Source organism: Deinococcus taeanensis, assembly GCF_020229735.1.
Lineage (GTDB): Bacteria > Deinococcota > Deinococci > Deinococcales > Deinococcaceae > Deinococcus > Deinococcus taeanensis.
Genome location: NZ_CP083455.1, coordinates 455132 through 472410 on the forward strand (window position 1 = coordinate 455132; position 17279 = coordinate 472410).

Annotated in this window: 14 protein-coding genes and 1 pseudogene; 5 read left to right on the forward strand and 10 right to left on the reverse strand. The window is 63.8% G+C overall.

All coding sequences use genetic code 11. From position 1 onward, the window contains the following. Positions 1-142: 142 nt before the first annotated feature. The 4 genes from alaS to LAJ19_RS02205 form a co-directional block, all read right to left on the reverse strand. The gene (gene alaS / locus LAJ19_RS02190; protein ID WP_225476697.1) at positions 143-2815 is read right to left on the reverse strand and encodes an alanine--tRNA ligase; all 2673 of its coding nucleotides are present in this window, start codon (positions 2813-2815) and stop codon (positions 143-145) included. A gap of 90 nt (positions 2816-2905) precedes the next feature. Continuing rightward, positions 2906-3550, reverse strand: a complete 645-nt coding sequence (locus LAJ19_RS02195; protein ID WP_225476698.1) for a hypothetical protein — start codon at positions 3548-3550, stop codon at positions 2906-2908. Next, on the reverse strand, positions 3537-5387 hold the full coding sequence (locus LAJ19_RS02200; protein WP_225476699.1) for a glucosaminidase domain-containing protein: 1851 nt from the start codon (positions 5385-5387) through the stop codon (positions 3537-3539). The genes LAJ19_RS02195 and LAJ19_RS02200 overlap by 14 nt, the downstream gene beginning before the upstream one ends. A 103-nt stretch (positions 5388-5490) precedes the next feature. Next, a complete protein-coding gene (locus LAJ19_RS02205; RefSeq protein WP_225476700.1) occupies positions 5491-6525 on the reverse strand; it encodes an AfsR/SARP family transcriptional regulator in 1035 nt (344 codons plus the stop codon). Positions 6526-6620: 95 nt separating this feature from the next. On the opposite strand from LAJ19_RS02205, the gene LAJ19_RS02210 reads away from it, so the two are divergent. After that, the gene (locus tag LAJ19_RS02210; protein WP_225476701.1) at positions 6621-8120 is read left to right on the forward strand and encodes an amidohydrolase; all 1500 of its coding nucleotides are present in this window, start codon (positions 6621-6623) and stop codon (positions 8118-8120) included. A gap of 620 nt (positions 8121-8740) precedes the next feature. On the opposite strand, the gene LAJ19_RS02215 is transcribed toward LAJ19_RS02210, so the two are convergent. Further along, entirely contained in the window at positions 8741-9154 is a 414-nt protein-coding gene (locus LAJ19_RS02215) for a hypothetical protein (RefSeq protein ID WP_225476702.1), read from the reverse strand. Positions 9155-9159: 5 nt separating this feature from the next. After that, positions 9160-10452: pseudogene (locus LAJ19_RS02220) on the reverse strand (IS701 family transposase). 152 nt (positions 10453-10604) lie between these two features. Here LAJ19_RS02220 and LAJ19_RS02225 point away from each other — a divergent pair. After that, positions 10605-10946: a hypothetical protein gene (locus LAJ19_RS02225; protein WP_225476703.1), complete on the forward strand. Its 342-nt coding sequence runs from the start codon at positions 10605-10607 to the stop codon at positions 10944-10946. Positions 10947-11033: 87 nt separating this feature from the next. Here the strand turns inward: LAJ19_RS02225 and LAJ19_RS02230 are convergent, their stop codons facing one another. The 4 genes from LAJ19_RS02230 to LAJ19_RS02245 all read right to left on the reverse strand — a co-directional run bounded on the left by LAJ19_RS02230 (position 11034) and on the right by LAJ19_RS02245 (position 14303). Then, positions 11034-11765, reverse strand: coding sequence for a YebC/PmpR family DNA-binding transcriptional regulator (locus LAJ19_RS02230; protein WP_225476704.1), 732 nt, complete (start codon positions 11763-11765; stop codon positions 11034-11036). 164 nt (positions 11766-11929) lie between these two features. Continuing rightward, positions 11930-12127 (reverse strand): hypothetical protein, encoded by a 198-nt coding sequence (locus LAJ19_RS02235; protein WP_225476705.1) that lies wholly within the window; start codon positions 12125-12127, stop codon positions 11930-11932. 66 nt (positions 12128-12193) lie between these two features. After that, positions 12194-13231, reverse strand: a complete 1038-nt coding sequence (locus LAJ19_RS02240; RefSeq protein WP_225476706.1) for a sugar phosphate nucleotidyltransferase — start codon at positions 13229-13231, stop codon at positions 12194-12196. A 130-nt stretch (positions 13232-13361) separates the two neighbouring features. Then, positions 13362-14303: an alpha/beta fold hydrolase gene (locus LAJ19_RS02245; protein ID WP_225476707.1), complete on the reverse strand. Its 942-nt coding sequence runs from the start codon at positions 14301-14303 to the stop codon at positions 13362-13364. A gap of 70 nt (positions 14304-14373) precedes the next feature. On the opposite strand from LAJ19_RS02245, the gene LAJ19_RS02250 reads away from it, so the two are divergent. From LAJ19_RS02250 to LAJ19_RS02260, 3 genes are all read left to right on the forward strand, one after another. Then, positions 14374-14652 carry a molybdopterin-binding protein gene (locus LAJ19_RS02250; protein ID WP_225476708.1) on the forward strand — a complete coding sequence of 93 codons (279 nt, stop codon included), beginning with the start codon at positions 14374-14376 and terminating at the stop codon, positions 14650-14652. A gap of 162 nt (positions 14653-14814) precedes the next feature. Beyond that, on the forward strand, positions 14815-15483 hold the full coding sequence (locus LAJ19_RS02255) for a response regulator transcription factor (protein WP_225476709.1): 669 nt from the start codon (positions 14815-14817) through the stop codon (positions 15481-15483). Between the two features lie 492 nt (positions 15484-15975). Continuing rightward, positions 15976-16887, forward strand: a complete 912-nt coding sequence (locus LAJ19_RS02260; protein ID WP_225476710.1) for a P1 family peptidase — start codon at positions 15976-15978, stop codon at positions 16885-16887. The last annotated feature ends 392 nt before the right edge of the window (positions 16888-17279 follow it).

The following is a 17279-nucleotide window of genomic DNA, read 5'->3' on the forward strand; positions in this document are numbered from 1 at the left end:
CGGACCAACCGCCCCGCCCCAGGCAGGAAGTGCCAGGGCGCCTGGAGCGGGCCGCCACAACCCCACCCCGGAACGGCAGAACAGCAACTTCGCAGGGGAAGAGGGGCGCAAGCAACACGCTTGCGCCCCTCTTCCCCTGCGGTCAGAACGCGCTGTCCAGCGCACCCAGCGCCGCATCCGCATCAGTGACCCCTGCCTGCGCCATATCCGGGCGGCCACCGCCCTTCCCGCCGCCCGCCGCTGCCAGCTTCCCGATCAGCTGCCCGGCATGCGCGCCGCGCCCCACCGCGTCCTTCGTGGCCTTCACGACCAGCCCCTTCTCACCCGCAACCACCACGAGGTCCGCGCCACTCTGATCCAGGAGTTTGTCTGCCGCCCCGCGCAACTCGTTGCCTTCCAGCCCCGCGAGTTTCAGCGCCGCAACCTTGAACCCCCCCAGGTCGCGGGTCTGCGCCGCGCCGCCCCCGCCGCCCATCTGGGCCTCAGCCAGCTGCCGCTTCACGGCCACCACGTCCTTCTCTGCCGCTTTCAGCTGCGCCTGCAGCCCACCCACGCGGGCCTCCAGACCATCCACACTGGTGTTCAGCAGGCCGGCCACCCTCGCGGCGGCATTCAGCCGCTCACGCACCCACGCGGTCGCGGCGTCACCCGCCAGCGCCTCAACCCGGCGCACCCCGGCGGCCACGTTCTCATCCCCGAGAATCACGAACGCGCCAATGTCCCCCGTGCGCCGCACATGCGCTCCGCCGCATAGCTCCATGCTGCTCACCGGCTCCCCGGCGTACTCCACGCTGCCGCCCACCTTCACCACACGAACCGTCTCGCCGTACTTCTCACCGAACAGCGCCGTCGCGCCCGCCGCCTTCGCCTCCGCGATCGGCATTTCCTGCCACGTCACCGGGAAGTTCGCACTCACCCACCGGCTCACGAGGGTCTCCACCGCCGCAACCTCCTCAGCAGTCAGCGCCGCCGCGTGCGAGAAGTCAAAACGCAACCGGTCCGCAGCCACCAGCGAACCCTTCTGCGCCACGCCACTCCCCAGCACCGCCCGCAACGCCGCGTGCAGCAGGTGCGTCGCCGTGTGATGCCGTTCGATGGCGCGCCGGTCGCCCGACACTACGCCCCGCACCGTCACGCCCTCACGCAGCTCACCCTCCTCGACCAGCACGTCATGCAGGAACACGCCCTGCGGGGTCTTGCGCGTATCACGCACCACGCCCGCGCCGCCCTCCCACTCCAGGCGGCCCGTGTCGCCCACCTCACCGCCCCCCTCCGCGTAGAACGGCGTCCGCGACAGCACCACCGTCGCCTCCGACCCCGCCGGCAGGTGCGCCAGACGCTCCCCCACACCAACAAGCGCCACCACCTCACCCTCAGCACTCAGGTCGTCGTACCCGACGAACGCCGTACGCGGCAGGCCCTCCAGCGCCTCCTGATTCCCGCCGAACAGTTCGCTCTTCCCGTACTTGCTACCCGCCCGCGCGATCTCCTGCGCGTTCTCCAGGCTCTCCGCGTACCCGGCCTCATCCACCGTGATGCCGTACTCCTCCGCAATTTCCATGGTCAGGTCCACCGGAAACCCGTACGTGTCATACAGCACGAACGCATCCTGACCCGACAGCACGGCGCCGCGCTCCATGCCGGACAGCAGGCCCCCCAGCCGCTGAATGCCGCCCTCCAGCGTCTTCAGGAACCGCTCCTCCTCACCCCGGACTGCCGCCTCAACCTTCGCCTGATGCTCCTTCAGTTCCGGATACGCCTCACCCATGCTCTGCACCACCAGCGGCACCAGGGCATACAGCGCAGGCTCCCGCAGCCCCAGCAGGTACGCATGCCGGGACGCCCGGCGCAGAATCTTCCGCACCACGTACCCGCGCCCCGTATTGCTGAACGCCGTGCCATCAGCCAGCACCATGCTCACCGAACGCAGATGCTCGGCCACCACACGGTGCGACACGCTCTGCGGCCCCTCGTACGGCTTACCGCTCAGCTCCGCGATGCGCGCCACGATCGGCGCGAACACATCATTGCTGTAAAAGTCGTACACATCCTGAACAACCGTGGCAATGCGCTCCAGCCCCATCCCCGTATCAATGTTCTTGAACGGCAGGTCCTTCAGCACTGGCGTTCCATCCGCCGCCAGGTCCTGACGGTCAAACTGAGGGAATACACAGTTCCAGATTTCCAGGAAGCGGGCACTCTCACGCGTCTCGGCATACTCCGCCCACGTGTCATCACCGTACTTCGGCCCACGGTCATAGAAGATCTCACTGCACGGCCCGCACGGCCCGTTCGGCCCTTCCAGCGGCGCATTCGCCGGCCAAAAGTTCTCGTCCGCATCAAACCGCAGGATGTGATCGGCCGGAAGACCATTCACTTCTGTCCAGATGCGGAACGCCTCCTCGTCATCCTTGTAGATGGTGACGTACAGCCGCGACCAGTCCAGGCCCAGCCACTCCGGTGACGTGAGGAACTCCCACGCCCAGGTCAGGGCCTCCAGCTTGAAGTAATCCCCGAAACTGAAGTTCCCTAGCATCTCCAGCAGCGAACAGTGCCGCAGCGTGCGCCCCACGTTCTCGATATCCCCGATACGCAGGCACTTCTGCGCCGTCGTCACGCGCTTGTTAGCCACGCCGTCGAACACGGCGGGTGCGCCCATGAACTGCTCCTTGAACGGCTGCATCCCCGCCACCGTGAACAGCGTCGTCGGGTCCGGCGCGACCGTGCTGTAACTCGGCAGCCGCAGGTGCCCCTTGCTCTCGAAAAACTGTAGGTACTTCTCCCGAATCTGCGCCGTCGTCAGCGAAACCGTCATAAAAGAAAGTCTAGCGCGCCCATCCAGACCCACGCATATGAGGGTCTGGATGGGCGCACGAAGTGACACGTTCGGAGCTGCGGGATTGGCTTATCGCAGCGGCACCCGCGAAAACCCCGAGCCTGTCCACATTAGCTTCAACACATCAAGTCGATCCCCGCACGAGTAATCGTTCGTCGCTAGAACCGTGCATTTCGCCAGCAGGCGATTATCGTCTGGCTTTAAAGAGATGATGATGCTTGTCCCGAACCGTGGCAGGTTCACCACTGTCCGCACTGATCCCGTTGGAATCACGCCCGTCACCTTTCGATAGAATGCTGCCGCCTCCGCTGGAGATACGCGCAGCAGACCGCTGACTTCCTTTAGCTTGAATTTTGTATCAAACAGATAAAGAGCTTGCACATCCTCATCTCCTCGGTACCGGTTCAAGCCTATTGCGCCCCCACCGTCTTTTCCACTCCATACTGTGAACTCCAGAAAGCTGCCCTCACCCAGACGCATGTTCGCGTACTGGTTCTTCCGATCTACCAAACTTCCCGGAGTGAATAGCAGCTTTTCACGGGCTGCGGTTGATAGTTTCCGCAACGCTTTTACCTCCGGATCATTACGGAGCGCCGGAATGGCGGATATGGGCACAAGTTGCCAGCTCTTCTCGAGAGACAAGGCTGAAGCGGTTGAAAGAATCGCGAGAGATGCCAATGCATTTGCGTGTATGCTCATTTTAATTCCTTTCAAAGGCGGCAATCCATAAGAAAGTAAATTTAGAAACTTGTGTCCAGGGAAAGACGACATCTTCGCCGACGCCCTCCTCTTTCTTTGTAGAATTTAGATTACCTGAATAGCTTGCGGTTACGTGGTTTGGATTGTATGCAAGGAGACTTGGTAAGCGCCCATATGGGTCATCGACGGTAATCCCGCTTTGATTCACTGACTGAAGTCTGATAATATGACCATTCAAACTCATCATGATGCCTTGTCCTTCTCTTAGTCGCGGTAGTAGGTCCTGAGACCATTTGTCATAACCACCTCTATAATTATAAAAATGCTTAGTCTCTCGAGCTTTCAATTGCCGTGCTATTCCCGCCCAGCCGCTTTGAGTAGTTCTAGGAGGAAGGTTGTTCTCACGTCTTACTCTTTCTAAGAAATCCTCATACTGCTCGTCCGATGGATTCTGAATACCCAAAGTTTCAAGTACCATAGTCAGTGACGTGAGGTTGCACATTATATCTCCAATTGGCTTTCCAGTATAAATTACCCAATGGAGTTTTCCATCTCTTCCCTTATAAGTCCACCGGTCCGATTGTAGGCCAACAGAATTGTTGTTACGCTGATTTCTGTAGGGTACTTTCGTTTGGAGTAGCTCAAAAAGATCTCCCTGTGTTCTTTTGCTGGTCATCTTCCCAATCATCGATCTGGCTAAGTTTATTTCCCTGATGCTGTATGTTTTCTTATAAGTAGTCAAGCCGATTAGCCGGTCGAGCTGGTCTGGTGAGCCTTCATTTGATGTACGATTTTTGTTGGATTGATCATCGCTGTCATTTTTCTCGGTCTCTTTATTAATGAGCGATGTTTGCTTCTCAACATCCACGCCACAACCCTTCATAATATCAATCAAGCTTTCGGCATATTTTCCTGGTTGACCTGTATTTGCATACCCTGCCCGATCTATAGCATACGCTGCTTCTTTTAGTGTTTTAGATTCAAAGTAGCCAGCTTTTCTATACCTGGGATTATCAAATGTGAAATTCGCTCGTGCTATAAACGCATCCAAAGAGTCATTATAGTCCGCAAACGGCTCTGACTTATCCACTGTCTTCGATTGTTTTGGATCCCACTCTTTGGTCATTACAAATGTACGAGGTTTATCAGGATCAAATTCTTTGATGCCAAAAATATTATTTTTCCCTGAATGTAATCTTCCCCATGAAGATTCAGTTGCCCATTGCGCTGCAATTAATTCGGGGTAAGGTACTCCAAGCTTTTGAAGTGCGTTTACGATGTGAAAGTAAACTTCATGTCTTTCCTTCTTCTCCGAGGATTTTGGCGTATAATTGACATTATTGATTTCATTTGCTAGGTTCAAAGGTATATCAATTCGATTTAAATGACCAGATTCCTCCTTATCTCCGTTACGAATAGTGGATGTCGAAGATTTAGCTATAATTTCCCCTGTACTAACAGGGATAACAGATAAACGCAAGTTACCAACTTCGAATTTTCCTTTATGTGTATTGTTAATAAAACGCGATTTCAGAATTGTGCCGTCAGGGCTTATTCTTCCTTGAAATTCGGCATTGTTTTCTGTACCTCGAAGTACAAAAGTGTTGTCCTTAAAAAGTTGTCCTTCGAGGTGCCATCCTCTTCCTCTACCGGGTATCGCCTGGTAGCGAGCACTGAGCTCTCCATTGGGTTTGCGGATGATCCGTAATTGAAAAGTAACGCCTTTGGCCTTGCCGCGGAAGGTGCGTTCCCAAGTCTGCTGGGTGCTTTTTAAGGAGCGCGGGGTTGAGACAGAAGTGGGGGCCTTTAGCTGCGGTGCGATGCCGGTGATGGGCTCTTTGGTGTCGAACATTTGACCTCCGGTTCAGGTAGCGTACCGGGTGGTCTGGGGGTGGCGTGGCGCACATGAGGCAGGCCCGGCTGTTGATGCGCCGGGCCTGTTGCTGTTCGTGTTGTCAGTCGAGGTCGACGGCCCACCAGGCTTCTCGCTGGGCGGCGAGGCGGGCGCGGGGGTCGCCGATGGTGTCGAGGGCTTTGGCGAGGCCCTGCCAGTCGTTTTCGCTCATGGGGTCGATGGCGAGGGCGCGCTGGTGGAATTGCGCGGCATCGCGGTCGCGGCCGGCGGCGGTGGCGGCGCGGGCAGCGATGCCGAGCAGGTTGAGCTGTTTCTGTTCGAGGCGGGCGCGGACGTCGTCGGCCCAGGGGCTGTCGGTGCCGGGGAGGAAGTGTCCGTACTGCGCGACGAGTTCGCGGAGTTCTTCAAGGCCGAGGCTGCCGTGTTCGGCCTGTGCGGCGAGCAGTTCGAAGCGTTGCACGTCGTATTCGGGGTTGATGTCGCCGGCGAGGGCGTAGCGGCGGTTGGTGCTGACGACGGATTCGTTGCTGAGGCTGCGGCGCAGGCGGTGCAGGGTGGTGTGGAAGAGGCTGCTGGCGCGCGCCTCGTCCTTTTCGGGCCAGAGGGCTTCGGCCGCTTCCCAGCTGGTGACTTCCTTGTGTTCGAGGAGGTAGAAGAACAACTCCAGGGCTTTGCGGCTGACCCAGGTGACGGCGGTGCCTTTCCACACGACCTGTGCGGTGCCGAGGCCTTTGGCCTGCATGCCGCTTTCGCCTTGCAGGGTGAGGCCGGCGCGGCGCAGCCGGGCGTCGATGGCGGTGGTGAGGTCCTGCGGCGTGAAGGGTTTGGGGAGGTAGTCGTCGGCGCCGAGGTTCATGCCGCGTCGGACGTCGCCGCGTTCGGCGTGGCTGGAGAGCAGCATGAATGGAATGGCGGAAAGCTGTTCGTGTGAGCGGACTTTCTCCAGGAATTCCAGGCCGGTCATGTAGGGCATGACGACGTCGCTGATGACGAGGTCGGGCGTGAAGACCTTGAGGAGGTCGAGGGCCTCGACGGGGTGGGTGCTGGTGCGCACCTCGTGCCCGGCGCGGGAGAGGATCACGCTGACAAGCTTGAGGATGGCGGCGTCGTCATCCACCACGAGAATGCGGGGCATACGGTGAGTGTAACAGGCGCTTCCGGGGTGGGGGTGTGCGGCTGGGGCTGCGCCCCCGCTTGGGTGGCGGGAGGGGATGGTCTAGGCTGGCGGGCATGACCGCTGATCTGACGGTAGTGCATGCCCGGACCCTCACGCTTGATGACGCTCTGCCGGAGGTGGAGGCGGTTCTGGTGGGGGGCGGGCGGGTGTTGATGGCCGGGTCGCGTGAGGCGGTGCGGGGGGCGGCGCCGGGCGCGCGGGTGCTGGATCACCGGGACGTGCTGCTCACGCCGGGGCTGTCGGAGGCGCACATTCACCTGGTGACGTACGGCTTTTCGCTTTCGCAGGTGGGGTTGCATGGAGCGCGGAGTGTGTCGGAGGTGCAGGCGCGCGTGGCGCACCGGGTGCTGAACACGCCGGCCGGAACGTGGATCCGGGGCGGGGGGTTTCTGCTGTCGGAGCTGGGGTTGGGGGAATACCCGTCGGCGGCGCTGCTTGATGAGGTGAGTCCGCACCATCCGGTGATGCTGTACTCGCGGGACCTGCACATGGCGTGGGTGAACAGTGCGGCGCTTCGGGCGGCGGGGGTGCATGAGGGCACGCCGGACCCGGAGGGGGGGCGGGTGGTGCGGCCGCTGGGGTGTCTGCTGGAGAACGCGTCGGCGCTGGTGGCGCGGGCGATTCCGGCGCCGACGGAGGCGGAGTTCCTGACGGCGGCCCGGGCGGGCGCGCAGGATCTGGCGGAGCGGGGGTACGTGAGTGCGCACACCATGGCGTTTGAAGCGCCGGACGCGCCGCGGGCGTTGCAGCGGCTGGCGCAGCAGGGGGAGCTGCCGCTGAGGGTGTGGGCGTGCCTGCCGCACGAGCGGCTGGGTCAGGCGCAGGCGTTGGGGCTGGCGCGCACGCCGGGCGGGTTGTTCCAGTGGGGCGGGGTGAAGTTCTTCGCGGACGGCGCGTTGGGGAGCCGCACGGCGTGGCTGCATGCGCCGGGTTTCGCGGATGGCTCCGGGACGGGTATTCCGCTGGACCCGCCGGAGTTGATCCGGGAGGTGGGGCGCGCGGCGATTGAGCTGGGGCTCACGCCGGTCACGCATGCCATCGGGGACCGCGCGAACACGGAGGTGCTGGACGCGTACGACGCCCTGCGGCCACAGGCGCAGGCGCGTGGGATTCGCCTGCGCATCGAGCATGCGCAGCACCTGAGGGCGGAGGACGTGCCGCGCTTCCGGGGGCTGACGGCGAGCGTGCAGCCGATTCACCTGCAGGCGGACGGCCCGATGATCCGGTCACTGATGCCGCATCTGGAGAGCCTGAGTTACGCGTTCCGGTCGCTGCGGGATGCGGGGGCGGTGCTGGCGTTCGGGAGTGACGCGCCGGTCGCGCCGCCTGAGTACCGTGCGAACTTCGCGGCGGCGGTTACCCGCGTGGATGATGCAGGGGAGCGCCTGGCCCCCGGTGAGGCGCTGACGGAACTGGACGTGCTGCGGGCGCATACGCGCGGTCCGGCGCTGGCGGCCGGCTGGGACGATGAGGGCATCATCCGGCCTGGGGCGCGGGCCGCGTTCACGCTGTGGGACCGGCTGGGGGGGAACGCGCAGGCACTGGTGTTCTAGCACTACTTAAACACGGATTTTGACGGTGGATGCGGCATTCATGCGTATCTGCCAAACTCGCCTGATTTAGGCAGTACGATGCTGACATGCCCGAAGCCAAACGCTTCGAAGATCCAGGCGCGACGATTTCTTCCTTCCTCGGTGAGCCTTTCCTTGTCGTGTGCCCTCGATGTAGCCGATGTGCGCGCGTCGCCAGGAAATCTGCCACTGAACCCACTGTGACCTGTCTTTCGTGTGGTTACGCAAAGTCATACGTATCGCCGTACAACGTCATGCAGATTCCTAACGATCAGCATGAGCCCACAGACCCGTACTTTCAGCTCCCCTTGTGGCTTCAGGAACCAATTGGGGGGCATGTCTTGTGGGCGCTGAATTCAGCACACCTGGATTACCTCGAGTCATACGTCGCAGCCACACTCCGGCAACGGACGCATCTCAGAAACTGGCAGAACAGTAGCCTTGCCAGTCGCTTACCCCGATGGCTCAGTTCAGCAGGAAATCGCGATGCTCTCTTGGCCGCAATTCAGCAACTACGCCACAAGCTGTCTTGACCGTGACGTCGCGAATCATGGCTTTAAGCAACCGCCAGCACAATGCATGAGCCTATCCACGCCAAAAAGCTAGGTTGACGGCCTGAGACTTTCTAACCACAGGCTGTACCACTGTGCTTGTTCGTCCACAGTACTCCCCAGTCTGTCTACAGGCTCAAAGAGATCGACGAGGTCAGCTGTTTTCGCAGGTTGGCCCAAGGTGAGCCGATAAGCGACACGTGCACCCATCGAGAGCGCCATCGGGGACGGATAAACCCCAAGCATGGCGCCTTGAACGCACAACAGCAGACCGTCATGCTCCAACTTGCGACGCACCACGCAGAGTGTTTCAAAGAAACAACTGTCCTGCCCCTCGTAGACGCGCGACGGTGTGGCCACCCGTATACGAATCAGGCCATCCCCATCATCTTCAAGCACGGACATCTCAGCGATCTGATCCGGCTGTCCATCCTGGTGAAGTCGAACGGTGTACATCTCCAGCATCGTGATCAACCGTACCCGATTCCCCTTGAGCAGTACGGGCACCACAGCACAGGGCACGTCAGCTGGCGTGCTTGTGGCAAGGTTGGTCGCCGTCCCTCAGGGTCAACGGTCACCGTGACCAATCGAAGGGCTTGCAAATACAGCATCGCGGTCATGCAGAGCAGTGTGTGATGGTGCAACCCTCGCCAGGAACGGCCTTCAAAGTGATCAAGGCCCAGTTCCTCTTTGAGCTGCTGATGGACCTGCTCGCAGGACCACCGCGCTTTGATGTCGCGGATGAGCTCGATTTTTGATGTGTTGGCTGGATGATTGGTGAGGTAGTACTTGCGCTCCCCGCTGGGCCGACGTTCGCCAACGACCCAGACTTCGTCACCGGGCAAGTGGGACCCGTCATGAAGTTCCCCACCGTCGACAACCCGGACGCGCATGACCGCAAAGCGTGCGCGCAGCGGTCCTTTGGTGCCCTTGCGCCAGGTGCGTGAAACCCATTTGTGTGGTGGCAGGTCATGCAACACCTGAGCCACGCTTTTGCGTGGCTCGTCAGGAACCGGCACCAAAAGTCGGCCGGTCTTGGATCTCCGATCCGTGAGCATTCCCACTTGTGTGGAGTACACCTTTTGCGTGCCTGGGACACCCACCGCCCAGGTCAGTCCCCGAGCGGTGAGCGCTCCACGAAACGCAGCGCTATTCCCATAGCCAGCATCTGCGACAATGACTTTGAACGTCACCCCGTGCTGCCGGACGCGGTCGATCTCCTGCAATGCCAACTCCTTCTTGGTCAGAAACAGCCGGTGTCCCACAGGGACACCGGCCGCAACACACCGTTGTGGGTCATCCGTCCATGCCTGGGGCAGGAACAACCGCAGCGCCAAAGGAACGGGAAGATCGTTCTTCGCGAGCGTCAGGGAAACCAACACCTGACAGTTGGCCACCTTGCCCAGCACACCGCAATACTGCCTGGCGACCCCAACACTGCCTGTGCCTTGCTTTGGGAACGCCGTGTCGTCCACGATCAACACGGCGTCGTGGCCCCCGACCAACCGCTGCGCGTGTCGCGCGAGGACGGCCCCCATCTGGTCATCCTGCCAGGGACTCACCGTCACAAAATGGTGCAGCTGCGCTTACTGACCAGGCGCGACATATGCGGCGAGTGGTTGCAGACTTTTGCGTTCCAGCGGGGCCATCAAGCCGTGCAGGTACACGGGACACCACTTTCGGCGGCGAGCATGGCCCAGCACACGCTGGAACGGACGCAGGAAGCGCCGCAGGGGCAAGGGGTTCTTTTGAGCGACGGTCATGCACCAGCCTGTCAGACACGTATGAAAGCCGTCTGCACCGCAAAAATCTGTGTTTAAGTAGTGCTAGGGCGTGTCGGCCAAGGTACCCCTACATGACATTTTGGGGCGGTAGCGGCCAAACCATGTACCATCGCTCTCCCTATGCTGTTGGCATGAATGACCTGGAACGGCACGTTATACAGCAGATTCTGACTGTCGAAGCGGCTGACTTTTCAGAACTGACTACTCAGCTCAGTCAGCTGGCCGTGGTCTCACGGCACGCCACTGGCGTGGGCGTTTATACAAACTTCAGTCCTACTGCCGACTTGGAACCTTGCCATTCATGCCCCTCCGTCATGCGGCTTGGTCAGCATGTGGTGGCATATATCGGGGCAAAAGAAAGTCTGGGCGGATTTGTGCTGTACGTGGATGACGGCATTATCACGACCCTGGAAGGCTACATCTATGAGGGTCAATGGCCCGACGATGCATTGCAGCACTTCAGGCTCCACTGAGACTGTTGACCTTGGCCTACACGCCCTAGAGCAGCGAGGGCGAGGGGCACCGGAGGCCAGGCCTCCGGTGCCCCTCGCCGCGCCGGGTCAGTCCTCGTCGTCGGGCAGGTCGGCGTTGCTGTGGACGTTCTGCACGTCGTCGAGTTCCTCGAGCGCATCGATGAGGGTCAGGAGCTTTTTCACGTCGTCACCGGCCACCGCGACGGTGTTCGTGAGGAGCATGGTGATCTGCGCGTTCTCCACGGTGAACCCGGCGCTCTGCAGGGCGTCCTGCACGGCGTACAGGTCGGCAGGACCGGTGCTGATCTCCAGACCGTCCTCGGATTCCTGAATGTCCTCGGCGCCGTGCTCAATGGCGGTTTCCTGCGCCTGCTCGCTGGTGTCGGTCAGGAGGATCACGCCTTTTTTCTCGAACTGCCAGGCGACGCTGCCGCTGGTGCCCAGCGACCCGCCGCGTTTGTTGAACACGGCGCGGATGTCGGCCACGGTGCGGTTGACGTTGTCGGTCAACGCTTCAATCAGGATGGCGGTCCCGCCGGGCCCGTACCCTTCGTACGTGACTTCCTTGTACTCCGCGGCGCCTTCGCCGGCCCCCACAGCACGCTTGATGGCGTTGTCGATGTTGTCGTTGGGAACAGTGTCGGTTTTTGCGGCGGCAATGGCGTTTTTCAGGCTGAGGTTCGCGGCGGGGTCGCCGCTGCCGCCGGAGCGGACGGCCGCCTGAATGGCGCGGATGTGCTTGGAGTACATCGCGCTGCGTTTCTTGTCGTTGGCACCCTTCTTGCGCTTGATCTGCGCCCACTTGCTGTGACCGGCCATGGTTTCGTGACTCTCCTTGCGTGAAACTGCGCCCGTTCGGCACCGGGGGGCCGGGGGCGCGTGCGGCAGCCATTCTAACGCAGGGCGCCCCGTGCGGTCATGCGGGAGCGGCAGGCGCGCCACTGCCCCCGGTGGGCCGGGGGCAGGGTGGGCACGCTGAGGGGTCAGCCGTCTTCGTCGGTGGGTTCCTCGGCCGGGTGGTGCGGCGGCAGGAACAGGGCCTGCGTGTCGGTCGGGGAGAGATTTTCCCGGTCCTCGCTGCGCGGACCCGTATCCAGGCCGCTGATAAGTACCTCGCCGCGGTCCGTGCCGGGTACCGGCGTGCTGACGTGACCGCTGCCCTGACCGTCGCGCGTTGTCATGTTATTCAGCGTACGGGAAGGCCCGGCCGGTCCGGGTGTGGGGACGCTGAAGGGCGCCGGCGGGCTTCACATGCGCATGACACTGCGGTCCCCGATCACCATCTGCAGTCCTGAGTCGCTCGGCGCCGTGACAAGCGCGTGCCGGCCGATCAGGCTGCGGGTCAGGGGGCGGGTGGGGTGCAGCACGCGCGCGAACTCATCAATCAGGCTGCTGTTGATCCGGGCGCTGTCCACGCGGGCATGCGCGCCGACGCTCACGAACGGGCCCAGCGTGGCGCCGCGCACCACGGCGTGCGGGCCGATCCACACGGGGCCGGTGATGACGCTGTCTTCTACCAGCGCGCCCGCCTCGATGACCACCGGGCCGGTCAGGGTGCTGCGCTCCACGCGGCCGTCGACGCGGCCCTGAAGCAGGGTCAGGTAGTGGGTGTTGGCCCCCAGCAGGTCTTCGGGCGCGCCGGCGTCCGTCCAGAAGCCCTTGAATTCCACGGCGCGCACCTGCCGCCCCTGCACGAGCAGCTGGGTCAGGGCCTGCGGGAACTCAATCTCACCGCGTGTGCTGTGCGGGAGGTCCTCCAGGATGTCCATCAGGGGGGGTTTGAAGCTGAAAACCCCGCACGCCGCGAGGTTGCTTTCCGGCGTGCGGGGTTTTTCCACGAGCCGCGTGAGCCGACCGGCCTTCACGACGGCCACGCCGTACGCCTGCGGGTTCGGCACCTCCTTCACGCCGATCACGGCGTCCGCGTAGCGCAGCGCGGTGATCAGTGGGGTCAGGGAATCCTCGAAGAGGTTGTCGCCGAGGTACAGCAGGGCGGAACTGCCCTCCAGGAAGTGCCGGGCACTCAGAACGGCGTGGCCGGTGCCGAGCGGGTCGTACTGCCGGATGAAGGTCAGGTGTCCGCTGTGCTGCGTGGCGTCGCGCAGGTCCGTCTCGCTGGACGGACTGGTCACAATGCCGATGTCGTTCACGCCAGCAGCGCGCAGGGCCTGCACGGCCCGCGCGATGATCGGCACGCCAGCCACGGGCACCGCATGCTTGGCGCGCGTGGCGCTGATGGGCAGCAGGCGGCTGCCGCGCCCGGCGGCCAGAATCAGGCCTTTCACGCGCGCCTCCGGCAGATCCGGCAGGCAGGGAGGGAAGCGGCGGGCGTCATGCGGGGCACGTTCAGTATAGGGGGCGCCGCCGGGCAGGCGGGCGCGGCCGTACAGATCAGGGGAGGCGCGCGCATAGGGGTTAGCGGTTCAGGGCGTCCTCCAGCGCCTCGGCGAAGGCGTCCTCATCGTCCAGCCAGGGGTAGTGGCCGGCGTCCAGGACCGTTACGTCCGCGTCGGCAAGGTCCGCAACCCACTGCACCTGCTCCGGGTAACTGGTGCGGTCGTGCACGCCCGCAATCACAAACACCGGGCGGCGCAGTTCGGTCAGGAACGGCGGGTACTCGAATTCCCACAGCCCCTGGTTCACGAGCGCTTCCTGCACCTCACCGCCGCCGATCAGCTGCCCTTCGGCGTCCGTGAACTCCAGGCGCATGCGGGTCGCCTGATCGCGGAACTGCAGGGCGTTCAGCAGGTCCCGGGCGTTCAGCAGCGCGAACGCCGCCTCGATGCGCGCGCCGCCCACGGCGGGGTGCTGGCCTTCAGGCGTCGCGGCCCGCACCTCGTCGGCCGGGTCGGTGAAGGCGACGCCGCGGCGCGCGCTGGCTTCCTCCAGCAGCGTGCGGGCCAGATCCGGAAAGTGCACCCAGGGGTTCACGACAACGACGCGGGCCGTGAGGGTCGGGTGGCGCCGCGCATACTCCAGTGCGACCAGCGCGCCGAAGCCATGCCCGAGCGGCACGATCTGCTCGGCGCCCAGGAAATCCCGCACGGCGTCCAGATCCTGCACCAGCGTGTCGAGATCCAGCGTGTCACTGCCCTGCTCGGTGTCCTCCAGTGGGCCGCTGCGCCCCGAGCCGCGCTGGTCGAGGTACACGGCGGAACGCGTGAGCCGCTCGGCGACCAGCGCCTGAAAGGAGTAGCTGTTGTACCCGGGACCGCCGTGCAGGAACACCACCGGCGCCTCACCGTTCTGCGCGTCCCCGATCACCTCGAAATACAGGTCCGCGCCGTTCAGATGCTCAAAGTGAACGCCGCCCTCGGCATCCGGAAAGTCGAAATCGTCTGCGTTCACGCCCGTCATGCGCGCCATTGTAGGGGCCGCCCCGCGCGCCCGGGTGGACGCAGGGCACGGTTGGGCCTACCCTGCGCGCATGACCTTCCCGCCGGACCCGCTGGGCATCGCCTTCACGCTCGACGGTGTGGACGAGCTGACCTTCACCCGCATTCTGCGTGACCTGATGCACGACCCGGCCTTCACGCGGCCGCTGCAGGTGCAGGCGCAGGAACCCCGCGCCGGGCAGCCGGCGCGCCTGACCCTGGTATTCACCGCGCCGGAACGGGAGCGGGCGCTGGGCGCCATGCAGCGCCTGAAAACTCTGCTGCTGAGGCACGGCGTGCAGGTGGACAGCATTCACGTGCCGGGCGCCTGACAGGCTGTTAAAGAACCATAAATAGCGGTGTTTCCCCACGGGCACACCCTGCACCCTACGATGGGCCGGAATACAGGCGAATTGCACTGCCGCACCTCAGCGCTGGGCGCCGCCCGGTACAGAGTGCCCCTGCGCGGGGGCGGAGGAGACAGAACGACTTTTATGGAGCAACGCATCCTGCTGATCGAGGACAACCCTGATATCACCCGCGTCGTCCAGTACGAACTGGAACAGGCCGGGTACCGCGTCCTGGCCGCGCCAGACGGCGTGACCGGCCTGACCGCCGCACGTGAAAGCAGCCCGGACCTGGTGATCCTGGACCTGGGTCTGCCGGATTTCGACGGCGCGGAAATCGCCCGGCGCCTGCGCAAGACCAGCAGCGTGCCGATCATCATCCTGACCGCCATGGACGCCGTGGACCGCAAGGTGAACCTGCTCGAAGCCGGCGCCGACGATTACATGACCAAACCCTTCCACCCGGAGGAACTCGTGGCGCGCGTAAAAGTGCAGCTGCGCCACCAGCAGCACGGCGAGGTCATCTCCATCGGGCCGCTGGAAATTCACCCCCAGAAACGCCTGTGCCACTACAACGGTCACGAGGTGCGCCTCTCCCCGAAGGAATTCGACCTGCTCACCTTCCTGGCCCGCCAGCCCGGGCGCGTGTACTCCAGGCAGGAGATCGAACGGGAAGTCTGGAACGGGGAACTGCCCAGCAACAGCAACGTGGTGGACGTGCACATGGCCAACATGCGCGCCAAACTCCGTGACCTGGACGGCTACGGCATCATCCGCACCGTGCGCGGGATCGGGTACGCCCTGAAAACGCCCTGAAGCGCGCCGCAACGCCGCCGGACCGCGAAGGTCATCCGGCGGCGTTTCTTACGGGTCCCACGGCGTCCGTGTGGCTCATGGTGTCAGGCCTCCCACGTACGGCCTGCTGGTGCAGATCAGCACGTCGTGCGAAACACATCCGCTGCGATCCCTTTCTGCGGCTCTTTACCAGGGCGGGCCTTCACGGTCCCGGAGAGGAAGCTCTCAGACGGCGCACCCGCCCTCGGGCGGCTGTCCCTACAAGGCCTCCGGCGGCCGGTCAAGTCATGCTGCCTGGCCTTCACGCCGGCTCGCCGCGTTCTGCGCCCAGTGGCACACCGGCCGCGAACCAGGGCCACGGCGAGGGGCACGAACCCCTTGTGACAAGCCAGGACGCCCGCCACCCAGCGGGGCACACAGCTTGGCGTGCCGAGCGCCGCTTCTCAGGCCAGCGGCTCGTCAGGCCTGGTGTTCCAGCGTACTGGGGGTCGCCTGCGTGCTGGAATGACCGGTATGACCGAACGGACCAACCGCACCCTGACCGGAATTCCGGGCTTTCAGGTGGGCCACTGGACGGACCTAGACGCGCAGACTGGCTGCACCGTTCTGTTGTGCCCGCCGGACGGCGCGGTGGCGTCCGCGTCGTTTTTGGGGCCCAGCCCAGGTACGCGCGAGGGCGTGCTGCTCGCCCCGGAGAAGAAGGTGGAGCGTGTGCACGCCCTGCTGTTCACGGGCGGCAGCGCGTTCGGCCTTGCGGCCGCCGCGGGCGTGGTGCGGGTGCTGGAGGAACGTGGCGTTGGGCACCTGACGCCGTGGGCGCGTGTGCCGATCGTGCCGGCGGCCGTGATCTATGACCTGGGCGTGGGCCGTGCCGACGTGCGCCCCGGCGCGCAGGAAGGCGAGGCCGCCGCGCGCGCGGCCAGTACCGCCGCCGTGCCGCGCGGGCGGGTGGGGGCCGGGACGGGTGCCACGGCCGGGAAGTACCTGGGGGTGGGCGCAGTGCCGGGCGGACTGGGGAGTGTGCTGCTTGAGCGGCACGGGGTGCAGGTGGGGGCTCTGGCGGTCGTGAACCCGATCGGGGACGTGCTGGATGAACGTGGGGGGGTGCTGGCCGGACCGGGGGTGGGGCCGGGCGCGGTCGCGTTCACGCCTGGCGACGCCGAAAACACCACGCTGGTGGCCGTGGTGACCGAGCATGCGCTGACCAAGGGGGAGTGCCGCCGGCTGGCGGACGCTGCGCAGGCGGCCCTGGCGCGCGTGATTCACCCCAGCCATACGTTCTGGGACGGGGACAGTGCGTTCATGCTGAGCAGCGGTACGCGTCCAGCGGCGGATCCCATGCTGCTGGGGGCGTTGGTGCAGGAGGCGGTGTGTGCGGCGGTGCGGGATGCGGTCCGCACCGCCGGGTCCGCCCTGGCTCAGTGAGACGGGGGGCTCCTTTCAGTTTACTCGGGACGGGGCCGGACCGAGCGGCTCGGTCGGCGCCCGGCTCCACCTGGGTTGAGACTGAACGCTGAGGGTAAGATGCTGCTGCAACGAGCCTCCGGGACCGGTCGAGACGGCCCCTGCAGGGAAACGACAAGTTCACCCTGCACGCCTGAGGGGGCGTCAGTCCGGCTGGCTGCCCCTGGAGTTCCTGCTGTTGGAAGGGGCCGGCGGGCCCACCTTGTCGTCTGCTCAGTGGCAACAGGGGTTCCCCCAGCGACTCCCGGCGTGCCGCATGGGCCGGTGGTCTGGGGGGCTCTGCCCGGGGAACGCGAAGATTCAGCTTTGCAGTTCCGGATGACGGGCGCCTTGGGCTCGCCGGGGAACGGTGG